Source organism: Pseudoduganella plicata, from assembly GCF_004421005.1.
GTDB classification, from domain to species: domain Bacteria; phylum Pseudomonadota; class Gammaproteobacteria; order Burkholderiales; family Burkholderiaceae_D; genus Rugamonas; species Rugamonas plicata.
Genome location: NZ_CP038026.1, coordinates 2,028,426 through 2,041,804 on the forward strand (window position 1 = coordinate 2,028,426; position 13,379 = coordinate 2,041,804).

A 13,379-nucleotide genomic window follows, 5' to 3' on the forward strand; every position below is an offset into this window, starting at 1 on the left:
TGCTGCTTACTGCCTGTGTGTAAGAAGTTCCATTTTGATTATGCCACAGTTTGTGCGCTGCAAAACAAGCCGACTTCCGGCCTTGTGGGCCGGTGCCTCTTGATCCGGTGCGGCGCGCCGCTGGCGCCAGATATTGCAATGTCCTGCCAAAATTTCCTGAAAACCGGTGACAGGCTCCGATTAATTTGCAACATTACCAAATAACCGGAGCCTGTCACCGGTTTTTTTTGCTGTTGTTGCGGCAATAAAAAAAGCCTGCGAGGTCGGTCGCAGGCTTTTTGTACTACTTGCTTGGCAACTATGCTTATGCTGCCATGCGGACCGCGCCCCTGCAACCGTCCATCAGGAACGATAGGCCCACGACCAGTACCAGCTCGCCTTCGGCGGAGCGTGCCGTACCCGTGATGCCTTCGACGGCAATCGCGGTCATCGGCTTGATGACAAGGTCGGCGGTGCCATCGACGGCGCCCACGGCCAGGATGTAGGGCTGCGGCGAGTTGATGACGATACCCACGCGCTCCGGCGACAGCTCGTAACCCAGCGCGCCGGCCAGCGAGCGCACCGGCAGCGGACGGCCCTGGTCCTTCAGCACGGGCGCGCCGCCCACTTCCATGAACTCTTCCGGCAGCTCGACGACACGCTGGACGACGGCCATCGGCAGCGCCAGCAGCGCGCCGGACGTCGATACCAGCATGGTCGGCACGATCGACAGCTCGATCGGCAGGCGGATGGCGAACTTGGTGCCCTTGCCCAGCATCGACTCGATATGGATGGCGCCGCGGTTCTTCTCGACGGCGGTCTTCACCACATCCATGCCCACGCCGCGGCCCGACACCGACGACGCCACTTCCTTCGTCGAGAAGCCTGGCAGGAACACCAGCTGGTACGACTCGTCGTCCGTCATGTTAGCCGACGGCGAGATCAGGCCCTTTTCCGCCGCCTTCTTGCGCAGCGCGACAGGGTCCATGCCCTTGCCGTCGTCCTGCAGCACGATCATGACGCTGTTCGCTTCCTGCCATGCCTTGAGCAGAATTGTGGCGCGGGCGCCCTTGCCGGCGGCGACACGCGCATCGGGGCCTTCGACACCGTGATCCAGCGCGTTGCGCAGCATGTGCACGAGCGGGTCGTAGAGGCTGTCCACGACGACACGGTCCACTTCCGTTTCCGCGCCTTCGATGATCAGCTCGACTTCCTTGCCCAGGTCCTTCGCCAGCTCGCGCACCAGGCGCGGGAACTTCTGGAACAGGCGGCCGACCGGCTGCATGCGGGTCGCCAGCGTGGCGCGCTGCAGTTCGGTGGAGTAGCGCGATGCGCGCTCCAGCGTTTCCGTCAGCGCGGACATCAACGTGGCGGCCTGGCCCTCGAACTTGAACTGTTGCAGGCGTTCCAGCAGCACGGCAGCCTGGTTGGCGGCCTGCACGGATTCGCCGGCCACTTCCAGCAGCGCGTCCAGCTTGACCGCGTCGATACGGATACTCTCTTCCTTGGCCGGCGCGGCGTGCGCCGGCTTGGCTTCCTCGCGGCGTTCAACGCCATCCCACCTCTTGCCGCCCGCGTTATCGGCGGCCGGTGCGGCCACGGTGGCGTCTGCCGGTGCCTGGGCAACGGGTGCGGGTGCGGCAGGCGCGGCGGCTTCGCCGGCAGGCCGTGTGTACGAACCCGGCGGCATCACCGCTTCGTACATGCCTTCCCAGTCGAGGCCGCTGGCCGATCCGGTGGCGGGCGCAACGGTGGGTGCGGCGGCCGCGACGGGGGCCGCCGCAGGCGCTGCAGCAGGCGCGGCGGCCGGCTTGGTCGACGTGACCTTGCCTTCGATGGCGTCCGTCAGGATCTTGTCCAGCTCGGCCGGCATGGCCGGCAGGCTTTCCGGCGCGGCTCCATTGTTCAGTTCGGCCAGCTGGTCGGCCACGAAACCGGACGCCATCAGCGCCGCCTCGATCGACAGCGGCGTCACCGGCGCGGCACCGGTACGCAGCGCGTCGAACAGGTTTTCCGTCAGGTGGCAGGCCGACACCAGCGCGGGCAGGTTCATGAAACCGGCGCCACCCTTGATCGTGTGGAACGACCGGAACACGGCGTTCAGCGTTTCCTTGTTGGTTGGATCGCGTTCGAGGGCAAGCAGATGCTCCTCCACGTTGACCGCCAGGTCCATCGCCTCAACGACGAACTCTTTCAGCATATCGTCCATTAGAACCCCAGATCCGCAAGAAGATCGTCCACACTGTCCTGGCTCAGCGCCACGGCAGGCGCCGACGGGCCGCTCATCAACTCCACTTTCTCCACTTCTTTCTGCGCAATCTTCTCGCGCTTGTCGGGCGGTGCGTTGTCTTTCAGCAGCTGGGCCAGCTCGGCTTCCACTGTCTGCGTGATCTTCACGACCTTCTTGATCAGCTGGCCGGTGATGTCCTGGAAGTCCTGGGCCATCATGATTTCCAGCAGACGGGCCTTTTCGGCCTCGGTCGCTTCGGAGACAGCCTGGGCGAAGGCGCGCGAGTCGCCGGCCAGGGTCTTGAATTCGTCAATGCTGAGTTTGCCATCGAACAGCGCGGCCCAGCGGTCTTCCATTTCCTTCGACTTCTTCGACAGCACGTCCTGTGCCGGCATGCCATCGTCGAGCGTGTTCAGCACCTTGTTGGCGGCCTGCTCGGTCAAGGTGGCCACGTATTCCAGTCGGTCCTGGGCGTCCGAAATCTGGCTCGACGCTTCCGTCAGCGCCTTGTCATAACCCAGCTCGCGCAGCGAGTCGTGCAGCAGGCGGACAATGCCACCCAGGCGTTCGAACATCGTGCCATCGCCTTCGGCGGGGATGCCGGCCGGCGCGGCAGCGGCCGCTGGCGCCGCCGGGGTCACCGCTGCGGCCACAGGTGCGGCTTCCGCGGGTCCCTTCGAGGCGATCTCGTCGAACAGGCTTTCCAGGTCGTCTTCTGCAGCAGCGGCCGGCGCGGGTGCCGGGGCTGGTGTCGGAGCGCTGGCGCGCTGCGCAGACACTTCCTCGAATAATGCGTCGAAATCATCAGCGGCGTCGGTCATATCCCTGCTTCTCCATAATCAAAAATTTACTGCCGTCATAGATGCCAGAGACCTGTCATGATTGACGCTCGGCAATATTAACGCACTTCCGCGAGTGTAGCAGGGCGCCCCCCGCTTATTCAATCACCGCAGCGACAAAGGCGGCGCAAAAATGTGCGGCAGCAGCAAAAGCGCTACTTTGTGTTGTATTTGGGCTGCTGGAGGCGTTAGAACTAATACAAAACTGATTTTTGAAGCAATTTTGCGCAAGACTTACTGCACTCTTGAGCAAGATCAAATCTTTGCATCCAGACAAGGATGACAAACCGGACTACAATTACAGTGTGGGCACCCTGAAGGACGTACAGTCAGTAGCTATCTCGACAACCGGAGGCCGGGATGTACCGGAAAATTCTGATCACCACCGACGGATCGGCGGTTTCCCGCATGACAGCCTGCGCCGGCGTTTCGTTCGCCCAGCAGATGGGTGCCGAGGTGCTGGCCCTGTTTGTGGCGCCGGAGTACCAGTATCCCATATACGTGGAGATCATTCCGCCCAGTTATCCCAGCGAAGAAGAGTACCGGGCGGCATTGGTGCGTGCGGGGCGCGAGCACACGCAATCGATCGTCGACGCCTGCGCCCGCAAGAACGTCCACTGCGTCAGCATGACAGCTTTCTCGGAAAGCGCCGCACTGAAGATCGTGGAGGTGGCGCAGCAGACCCATTGCGACCTGATCTTCATGGGATCGCACGGCCGCAGCGGCTGGGGTCAACTGCTGCTGGGTAGTGTGACGAACAAGGTGCTGTCGCACTCCAGAATTCCGGTGCTGGTCCACCGCCTGCTGAAGGAACCCGCCGACTGACCGGCAGCGATTGCCGACGGGCTAGCCCAATACGACACCTTATATGCCAGCAACAGTAGCCACACGAGCAAACCGACTTCCCGACTCTATGATCAGAATTGTCATCGCCGACGACCACACCATCATGCGCGAAGGACTCAAGCGTATTCTCGACGGTGCCCCCGACATCGACATCACGGGCGAGGCGGTCGACGGCTTCGAGGTGTTGCGCCACGTGCGCCAGGGCGGCTTCGACCTGCTGCTGCTGGACCTGTCGATGCCCGGCCGCAGCGGTGTCGACCTGATCCGCCAGATCCGCAGCGAATCGCCCAAGCTGGCCATCCTGATCCTGACGATGCACGAGGAAGAACAATACGCCGTACGCGCCATCCGCGCCGGCGCGCAGGGCTACCTGACCAAGGAAAGCGCCGGCACGCAGCTGGTCGGCGCCATCCGCAAGGTCGCCTCGGGCCGCCCGTATATCAGCACCGAAGTGGCGGAACAACTGGCATTGAATATCATGATGCCCAATGAAAGCCTGTTGCACAAACAGCTGTCGGACCGCGAGTTCGAGGTTTTCTCGCTGCTTGTTTCCGGCAAGTCGATTACGGAAATCGCCAATGGCCTGCACCTGTCGGTAAAAACCGTCAGTACCCATAAAACGCGCATCATGCAGAAAATGGGAATGACGTCTTTGTCGGAAATGGTGCAATACGCAGTTGCGCATAAGCTACTTTCACCGTTCAAAACCTGATCTCACGGCCGTTCGCAAATCACTCCGTCCGCCACCCCGCGTTCACTCTGGGCGGGACCGCCCGCCAGTAGGAGTATTCCTACGCTTCTGCGCCAGCTCCTACGGGCGATTCAGCGCATACCGATATCCATCACCCGACCGCGTTGGCATACTGAAACCGTTCCAGTGAAGTTGCCGCGCAGCCACCCGATCCGTCAAGGACATGGCTGCGACAGCACAATAACCGGTAGTCGTACAGGCCGAATGCATCTATCCCAGCGGTTTGTATATCCAAAACGTTCGAAGCCAAAATGACCTGAACCAGGAGATGAGCATGCTCCCAACGCAATTGTCCGAAATCCGTACCGCCGCGCCAGGCACCCAAACTCCTGCCATGGAGGCGGGCCGCCAGCGCCAGGGACGGCTCTGGTCGAACCTGAAGGAAGTGTGCGATCTTCTCCATATCCCGTCGGCCTGCACCATCCAGTCCGAAGAACTGCTGTTTCAGCACGTGCAGTTCAAGACGGGCCAGCGCATCCACACGATCGGCCAGCCGTTCGACACACTGTATATCGTCAACTCGGGTTTCCTGAAGACGGTACTGATCGACGAGTTCGGCAACGAGCAGGTGCTGAGCTTCCCGATGAAAGGCGACATGCTGGGCGTCGACGGCATCCACAGCCGCCACTATGCGTCGGAAGCGGTCGCGCTGTCGGACTGCGACCTGATCCTGCTGCCGTTCAAGAAGCTGACCGCCCTGGGCCGCGTACACCTGGAACTGGAAAACATGATGTACGGCGTCATGAGCCGCGAGTTGGTACGCGAACAGGCGATGATCGGCATGCTGGGCGCGCTCAGCGCCGAAGCGCGCGTGGCCCGCTTCCTCGTATCGCTGGCTGACCGGTTTGCCCAGATGGGCTATTCCAGCAAGCTGTTCAATCTGCGCATGACGCGTCATGAAATCGGCAGCTACCTGGGCCTGACCCTGGAGACGGTCAGCCGTACGTTATCGGCGTTCAATGAAATCGGCCTGATCAGTGTGGACCAGCGCACGATCGGCATCAAGGATCCGGAAGCGCTGAAAACGCTGCGCCGCCTGCCGCCGTCCCGTTCGCGGGCGAAAAGCAGCGCCAGCCGCAAGGCCGCCGCCGAAGCCGTGGCACCGGCCGCACCCGGCGTCGCGACGCCCGGCGTAGCAACGCCCGGCACTTCTCTCCAGCTGATGGCTGCCGTCTGATTGCCGCATCGCCTGCGTCCTTGACCTCACCCAGCTTTGACCCGCCCCGGCGGGTCTCTTTTTTTGCACGTTCCGAAAAACCGCCGGCAAGCAGATTCCACTTGCATTTTCGGCAGCACTGTCGAATAATGCAAATGCGAATCATTCTTATTTAAGCTCACTGAAAGCCATCGCCATGCAGACACCGACCTTGCAAGCCACCCACGCAACCGTTTCGAACCAGTCCGCGGCGCGGCCGCCGCAGCCCGTCCAGCGCCTGACCACTGCGGGCCTGATGCAGGACCGCCGTGAAGTGGAAATCGAACATGCGGGGCGCATCTACCGCCTGCGCATTACCCAGCTCAACAAGCTGATCCTGACAGCCTGATTTCACGCATCCAGCCAGCCAGCCGCGAGGCAGCCAGCCACCGCCCAGAGGAGAGTCCCGATGGCCATCGACCATACCGATCCGATCTACCTGACCCCCGCGCCAGGCGGCGCGCAGCCTGAACTGATGCTGTCGGCCGTCCTGCACCTGATGTCGCATTACACGGCCAGCGAAGGCTCTGCCTGCGTCAAGCTGGCGGCCGTCATCGAACGGCACCTGAAGGCGCTGTCGACGCTGCCCGGCATGGCGCCCGTGCTGGCCGCGACCTGCCAGCAACTGTCCGAACAATGGGCCGGTATCGTCGAGCGTTCGCTCCCCCCGGCGAAGAAAAAGGAAGACAACTTCCTGTCCCGCTTCATGGCGCGGACCCGCCCTGCCCCCCAGGTGGTCTGACGATGTGCAAGGATCACAAGCTGCCGGCGCTGCCGGAAGAACCGGCACAAGCGTCGCGCCGCCGCCGTATCTGGGAACTGGCGCATACCTGCCATTGTCCGCTGATCGGCGTCTGCATTCCGCTGGGCGCGCTGCGCAAGCTCGTCGGCAAGGTTGCCGGCGGCAAGGTGCTGGCCGACGACTATGAGATCCACGTGGGCGCCGTCAGCGAATGCGGCACCCGCAATGTCCTGTCCGAAGCCGTGCAGAAGGAGCTGGAGCGCCGCTTCGCGCCCGTCATCGCCCGCTTCCGCGCCGCCCGCACCACGGAGCAGCTGGCCGAACTGTGGCAAGGCGCCGTTGCCAGCGGCGACGTGGCCGGGGCGTTCTGGGCCGGTCTCAGCCATCCCCGCTGCCTGCCTGCCCTGGAAGAAAAGATGTGCCGCGACCTGCACATGATCCAGCACCAGGCCGGCGCCTGTACGCGTGCCGACCTGCAGCGCTTCAATACGGTCATCGACGAGAACGCCAACATAACGCGCGAGCTGGCCAAACTGCAGCAGCGCAGCGCGGCAATGCAGCTGGAACGCACGGCGGAGCAGGACCGGCACGCGGCTGCACTGATGCAGCTGCGGGCCCAGCTGGTCGGACGCGACAGCATCATCGACTCGCTGCGGCAGGAACTGGAGCAGCTGCGCAACTCGATCCCTGGCCTGGAAACCCGTGAGCGCCTGGCCGCGCGCCTGGCGCAGACCGACGAGCGCGAACGGGCGCTGCGCGGCCAGATCGCGGATCTGCGCCGCGATCTGCTGCAGGCGCAGGCGCAACTGGACGCGGCAACGACGCCGGCGCAGGCCGATGCGTCCGCGCCGGCGCCCGCCGTCGTCGAACACATCATCCGCCTCCCCATCCGGCTGGCCGAGCGCAGCGTGCTGTGCGTGGGCGGCCGCAGCGGCAACGTGGCCACGTACCGGGCGTTGATCGAACGCACGGGCGCCCAGTTCGCCCATCACGACGGCGGCCTGGAGGATAATGCCGGCAAGCTCGAGGCCAGCCTGGCGGCCGCCGATCTCGTCATCTGCCAGACGGGCTGCATCAGCCACAGCGCTTACTGGCGCGTGAAGGACTTCTGCAAGCGAACGGGCAAGCAGTGCGTCTTTGTCGACAATCCGAGTGCATCGAGCCTGCAGCGCAGTCTGCGGGAGCTGTCGGAGACCGAAACCGACACGCTTTGAACCAGGTACGCCTCCGGCTGCCGGTATTGACGGCTTTTGCAGAGGGCCGGGGTCAGACCCGACAGGTCTGACCCCGGTACTTCTCAAGCGCCATCGCTCAAAAAAAACGCCCCGTGCGCATCAAGCGCACGGGGCGTTTTTCACTGAAGCATCAACTTAGAACGTGTAGTTGCCGGTCAGGTAGAACGTACGGCCCAGCGGGTCGGCGTAGCGTGGGTCGAAGCCGACCTGGTGGCCCGACGAGTTGCGCAGCGACAGCGGCGGCGAACGGTCGGCGATGTTCTTCACACCGGCGCGCAGCGACGCGTTCTTGTTCAGGATCCAGCGGCCCTGCCAGTCGAACGTCAGGAACGACGGCACTTCCAGGCGCAGCGACTCGTTCTTGCCGGTCGACAGGTTGCGTACCGTGGCCAGCGCATCGGTGTAGCCGTTGCGGTAGTTGGCGATCAGGCTGTTGGTGAACGCACCCGTTTCCAGGGTCGTCGACAGGCGGATGATGTGACGGAAGACCACGTCGTCGTCGGTACCGAAGATGTTCAGGTTGCTGGTCCAGTCATTCTTCGTGCCGGCTTTCGTGTAGTCGGCCTTGAGCATGTAGGTGCCGCCCAGCGTCGACGTCAGCTTGCCGAAGGCGAAGCGGTTCGTCACCGTCGTATCCCAGTCGATGCCGCGGTAGTGCGTCTGGCCGATATTGACCGACAGTTCCTTCTGCGCCCAGTAGGTGTTGCCCGTGCCTGGTTCCGTGTAGGTCGTGAACAGGTCGCGGAACGTGACCGGATCGGCGAAGATCTGCTGTTCGCTGATCGCAGACACCTTGTCGCGCATCTTCACATCCCACAGGTCGGCGCCGATCACGAACGTCTTGTTCGGTTCCCAGCGCACACCTACCGTGTACTGCTTCGATTTTTCCGGGCTCAGGTTTTCGTTACCACCCGACAGCACGTTGTACTGTGCGCTGCCCGGACGGCAGTAGTTGTCGTTGCCCAGCGGTGGGCAGGTGAAGCTGCCCGCCGTGAAGCCGGCATTGACCAGCGGCTGGCCGATGTCGAGCATGCTCGGCGCCTTGAAGCCGGTGCCGTACGAGCCGCGCACCAGCACGGTCGGGATCGGCGTCCAGCGCGCGCTCAGCTTGTACGTCGAAGCCGATTCCTTCTTGCCCATCTTCTTGCCGGTGATGCCGTTGTCGACGGCCGTGATGGCGTCGTAGCGGCCGGCAGCCGTCACTTCCAGCGATTTTACGACCGGCAGGGCCAGCTCGAAGAATGCGCCGTAGTTGTCACGCTCCAGGTCGTAGGCCGCCGGCGTGTTGTAGTTGTAGATCAGCCCGGCAGCAGCGGCCGCCGATGGCGACTGCTCGTAGTGGTACTGGCGATAGTCGGCGCCGATTGCCAGCTGGGCTTTGCCGCCGGCCATGTCGAACAGCTCGCGCGAAGCGTGGCCGTCGATGCCCTTCAGGGTCGTCGATGCGGAACGGACCGTGCCATGGAAGATCGAGTCCTCGATCAGGGCCTTGGTGGCGTCGCTCTGCGCGCCGATCGGTGCGAACGGGTCGAACGAGCGGTTGGCCAGCATGGCGCGGAATTCGTTGTTCAGCACATAGCCGCCAACATACTTCTCGTCGAACTTGTTGCGCGACCACGTCAGGCCCGTATTGAAGCTCCAGCCGCCGATATCACCTTCTGCGCCGGCAACGAAGTGCTGCGAGTCGGTGACGGTATTGCTATCGCGGGTGCCCCAGTCATACGTACGGTAGTTGCCGGACACCGACTTGACGCTGGCGGCTTGGGCCGACGTCAGGTACGGCAGCACGTTGGTGCGGTACATGTCGGAGTTGGTTGCGATCGTGAATGGCGCCGTGTTCGGCGCGATACGGGCCGTCAGGTCCAGACGCGTCCAGGCTGCTTCGGCAAACAGGCGGACGTTTTCCGTCAGGCGGAACGTGCCTTTCGAGAAGAACGCATCGCGCTTGCTTTGTGGAACGATTTCGATCGTCGACACGAAGTCGAAGGCGCAGTTCTGCGTCGTGGCCGTGTTGGCCAGGCTTTCGAAGTTCAGCGTCGGGCAGGTGCCATTCTTTTTCAGGTATGGGCTGAAGCCGATCGCGGGCTGCTTCGGATCGTTGAACGTGACGGACACGTTGGCCGGCACGGTTGAGGCGCTGGTACGGTCGTAGACGTAGTTGGTGCCGTTGTGGCCGAACGGCACGTAGGCGGTACGGGCGAAGTCACGGTCGGTCGACTTCAGCTGCACGCGCTCGTCGTGGCGGTACGATGCCATGATGTTGAAGCGATCCGTGTCCAGGTCGCCGTAGCCGCCCGTGATGCTGATATTCTGCTGGCGGCCGGCGTGGCTTTCGCCTGGCTGGCTGTAGGTCGCTTCGACGCTCAGCGTCTGGAGGTTTTCTTTCAGGATGAAGTTCATCACGCCGCCGATGGCGTCCGAACCGTACAGCGCGGAGGCGCCATCCGTCAGGATCTCGACGCGTTCGATCGCGGAGAGCGGGATGGCGTTCAGGTTGACGGAGCTGCCCGAACCTTGCGGCGCCACGCGACGGCCGTTCAGCAGGACCAGCGTGTACTCTTCGCCGATGCCGTGGATCGAGGCGGAAACGCGGCCGCCCGAGTCGGTGCCGGCGGCGATGGCGTCGACCGTAAAGCCCTGCATCGCAGGCAGGGTCTGGATCAGTTCAGCGACGTTGGTCGCGCCCGTGCGGGCAATCGTTTCGGCGGACAGGCGCTGCACCGGCAATGCGGTTTCAGCGGCAATGCGCTTGATCGCCGAGCCGGTGATCTCAACGCGCTGGATTGCCTGTTCCTGCGCGCTGGCAAAGCCCGTCAGCATGGCGGAACCCGCCAGTACACCGAGCGCCAGACGGACGGAACGGACGCCAATTTTCTGTTGCAACACCATAACTACTCCCTGTTCTAAGTGGACACAATGGCCAATGGCTGACGCGGACGTGGCGCACGAGGTGAGGTTCCGGGGGAAAGTCGACTACGCGCGACGAGCCCGCCTGACGGCAGCATTGCTCATCTAGAAAGTATTATGGATGAGTAAATAAACGTTGTTCTGCTGTTTTTGATCACATGTTGAAAATAGATAAACAAAACACGGAAGAAACGTATGTTTATCGGCGTTAATGGGAATGAGCTGAATTAAGTTTTGCAGCGTATGCCGTAATCTGTTGGATTTGCGTCACACTTGCAATATGACAGCGACGCTACAATCAATAAACGTCGCGCCGGTAGCGGCCTTGCAGTGCCAGCGCATCGACTCCTTCGGCGCCCAGGATGTCGCGCAAGGCGGCATCGACGCCGCCGGCCATTCCCCCCAGGCTGCCGCATACGTAGATCGCAGCATCCTGGCGCACCCACTCGACCAGTGCCGGCGCCTGCCGGCGCAGCACGTCCTGCACGTACAGCCTTTCCGGCTGGTCGCGCGAGAATGCCAGGTCGAGGCGCTCCAGCATACCCGTCTCGTACAGCGCATGCAGTTCGGTGCCGTAGTGCATGTCATGCACCGCGTTGCGCTCGCCGAACAGCAGCCAGTTGCGGCCTTGCCCGGCCCGCACCCGGGCACGCAGGTGGCCGCGCAGCCCGGCGATGCCGCTGCCGTTACCGATCAGGATCAGGGGGCGCGCGGCATTGTTTTCCAGGCGGAAGCGCCGGTGCTGGCGCAGCCGCAGTGCGATGGTGGTGCCGATATCGGCCTGTTCGCACAGCCAGCCCGAGGCCACGCCTGACGAACCGTCGGCATGACGGTGCAGCCGCACCAGCAGATGCACGCGGCCATCGGCCGGGATCGACGCGATCGAATATTCGCGCGGGTGCTCCGGGTCGCCCGGCGCCACAACCTGCACCAGGTCGCCGGACTGCCATGACGGCAGCGTGCCCTCGGCCGGTTCCAGCTCGATGTGCCAGACGGCGCCGCCGGCGCTGTGCGGGTTGAGCAGGCGCCGTGCGGCAATGCGCCACGGCGCGAACGCCGGCGCGCCCCAGTCCGGCGCGTCGCTGGTGCCGGCCAGGTGGCTGAGCTGCTGGCGCCACTGGCCGATCGCCTGCGCCGAGCTGCGATCGACATCGATGCGGTCGAACAGCGGCTGAGCGCCCTGGGCACGCAGCCATTCGTCAAGCGCGCGGCCAAAGCGGCAGAAGTGGCTGTAGGCCCGGTCGCCCAGCGCCAGCACGGCGTAGTGCAGATGCGGCAGCGCCACGGTGCGCGTCATCAGCCGCCCCGCGAACGCGGCGCCGGCATCGGGCGCGTCGCCTTCGCCATAGGTGCTGACGACAAACAGGATGCGTTCCGTGTGCTCCAGCATCGACTGCGTCACGTCGCTTAACTCGCAAACCCGTACCCCGATGCCGGCCAGCCGCAACGTGGCGGCGGTCTGCTCGGCCAGTTCGGCGGCATTGCCGGTCTGGCTGGCGTGGGCGACGATCCAGCTGTCCACCCCGGTCGCCGCACCGGCTGCGCGCTTGCGGCGATGGCGCAGCCACGGCAGCAGGCACGTGGCACCGTAAGCGGCAAAGCCGGCGGCCGTCAGCGCCAGCCGCGTGGGGTCGCCGGTCAGGATATCGTCGGGGAAGATCATTCGTCTCAGTCCAGCATCGCGCCGAAATGGCTGCTGACGGTTTCCAGCAGCGTGCCGTCGGCCTGGCGCACGAGGAAGCGCGCCGCGAGGCCGCGCCGCTCGGCCAGCCGCAGGCCCTCGTCCACCCCCAGCACCGTCAACGCGGTCGACCAGGCGTCCGCCGTCATGCAGCTGGCGTGGATGACGGTAACGGAGGCGATGCCGCTGTCGATCGGCATGCCCGTGCGGGGATCGATCGTATGCGGATAGCGGCGTGCATCGGTCTGGAAAAAGCGGCGGTAGTCGCCCGAGGTGGCGATCGCCAGGCCGTGCAGCGCCACCACGATCTCGCCGGCGTTTTCCAGCGGCTGTTCGAGGGAGACCCACCACGGCTGGCCGTCCGGCTTGACGCCGGCACCGCGCAATTCGCCGCCCACTTCAACAAGGTAGTGGCCGATGCCGAGGCGGTCCAGGCACCCGGCCAGGCGGTCCACGGCGTAGCCCTTGGCGATCGCCGACAGGTCAAGCTGCACGCTGCCCGGCTGCCATGCGCGGCGCCCGGCCGCATCGAGACGCACGTGCGCACGGTGTGCCAGCACGCCGGCCACCTGCGCCGCCGTCGGCGGCGCGAAGCCCGGTTCGTCGTAACGGTCGACGGGGCCGAAGCCCCACAGGTTGACCAGCGCGCCAGCGCACGGGTCGCAGGCGCCGCCGGTGGCATCGCAGACATCCAGTCCGAACGAGAGGACGTCGAAAAACTCCGGCGGCAGTTCGTGCCACGTGCCCGCCGGCGCCCGGTTGAAGCGGCCGAGGCTTGAGGTCGGCTCCCAGTGGCTCATCTGGGCGACGACGAGGTCAAGCTCGGCCTGCAGTCGGTCCCCCAGATCCGCTGGCCCGCCGACGGCGCGCACAGACCAGCCGGTGCCCATGCTGGTCCCGTGCCAGTCGGCGATCGTGCCGCCGGCGGGCGGCGGTGCGGACGATATCTCGTGCGGCAGCAGGACCCTGCGCAT

The 13,379-nt window shown here is 64.2% G+C and carries 11 protein-coding genes; 6 read left to right on the top strand and 5 right to left on the bottom strand.

What is annotated here, in order from left to right:
- Nucleotides 1-304: 304 nt before the first annotated feature.
- Both E1742_RS08950 and E1742_RS08955 read right to left on the bottom strand, forming a co-directional pair.
- Nucleotides 305-2,188, bottom strand: a complete 1,884-nt coding sequence (locus E1742_RS08950) for a chemotaxis protein CheA (protein ID WP_134384552.1) — start codon at nucleotides 2,186-2,188, stop codon at nucleotides 305-307.
- On the bottom strand, nucleotides 2,188-3,030 hold the full coding sequence (locus E1742_RS08955) for a protein phosphatase CheZ (protein WP_134384553.1): 843 nt from the start codon (nucleotides 3,028-3,030) through the stop codon (nucleotides 2,188-2,190). Before E1742_RS08955 ends, E1742_RS08950 begins: the two co-directional genes overlap by 1 nt.
- A 378-nt stretch (nucleotides 3,031-3,408) precedes the next feature.
- On the opposite strand from E1742_RS08955, the gene E1742_RS08960 reads away from it, so the two are divergent.
- The 6 genes from E1742_RS08960 to E1742_RS08985 all read left to right on the top strand — a co-directional run bounded on the left by E1742_RS08960 (nucleotide 3,409) and on the right by E1742_RS08985 (nucleotide 7,796).
- Entirely contained in the window at nucleotides 3,409-3,873 is a 465-nt protein-coding gene (locus E1742_RS08960) for a universal stress protein (RefSeq protein ID WP_134384554.1), read from the top strand.
- An 88-nt stretch (nucleotides 3,874-3,961) separates the two neighbouring features.
- Nucleotides 3,962-4,606 carry a response regulator gene (locus E1742_RS08965; protein ID WP_134384555.1) on the top strand — a complete coding sequence of 215 codons (645 nt, stop codon included), beginning with the start codon at nucleotides 3,962-3,964 and terminating at the stop codon, nucleotides 4,604-4,606.
- A gap of 373 nt (nucleotides 4,607-4,979) precedes the next feature.
- Nucleotides 4,980-5,822 carry a Crp/Fnr family transcriptional regulator gene (locus E1742_RS08970; protein WP_229466803.1) on the top strand — a complete coding sequence of 281 codons (843 nt, stop codon included), beginning with the start codon at nucleotides 4,980-4,982 and terminating at the stop codon, nucleotides 5,820-5,822.
- A 175-nt stretch (nucleotides 5,823-5,997) separates the two neighbouring features.
- On the top strand, nucleotides 5,998-6,189 hold the full coding sequence (gene hemP, locus E1742_RS08975) for a hemin uptake protein HemP (protein WP_134384556.1): 192 nt from the start codon (nucleotides 5,998-6,000) through the stop codon (nucleotides 6,187-6,189).
- A gap of 60 nt (nucleotides 6,190-6,249) precedes the next feature.
- Nucleotides 6,250-6,582, top strand: a complete 333-nt coding sequence (locus E1742_RS08980; RefSeq protein WP_134384557.1) for a hypothetical protein — start codon at nucleotides 6,250-6,252, stop codon at nucleotides 6,580-6,582.
- Between the two features lie 2 nt (nucleotides 6,583-6,584).
- Nucleotides 6,585-7,796, top strand: a complete 1,212-nt coding sequence (locus E1742_RS08985; protein WP_134384558.1) for a DUF2325 domain-containing protein — start codon at nucleotides 6,585-6,587, stop codon at nucleotides 7,794-7,796.
- 156 nt (nucleotides 7,797-7,952) lie between these two features.
- Here E1742_RS08985 and E1742_RS08990 read toward each other — a convergent pair whose 3' ends face one another.
- The 3 genes from E1742_RS08990 to E1742_RS09000 form a co-directional block, all read right to left on the bottom strand.
- The gene (locus tag E1742_RS08990; protein WP_134384559.1) at nucleotides 7,953-10,706 is read right to left on the bottom strand and encodes a TonB-dependent receptor; all 2,754 of its coding nucleotides are present in this window, start codon (nucleotides 10,704-10,706) and stop codon (nucleotides 7,953-7,955) included.
- Between the two features lie 316 nt (nucleotides 10,707-11,022).
- The gene (locus E1742_RS08995; RefSeq protein ID WP_134384560.1) at nucleotides 11,023-12,387 is read right to left on the bottom strand and encodes a sulfite reductase subunit alpha; all 1,365 of its coding nucleotides are present in this window, start codon (nucleotides 12,385-12,387) and stop codon (nucleotides 11,023-11,025) included.
- A gap of 5 nt (nucleotides 12,388-12,392) precedes the next feature.
- Complete coding sequence (locus E1742_RS09000; RefSeq protein WP_134384561.1) at nucleotides 12,393-13,379, bottom strand: FAD:protein FMN transferase; 987 nt, start codon at nucleotides 13,377-13,379, stop codon at nucleotides 12,393-12,395.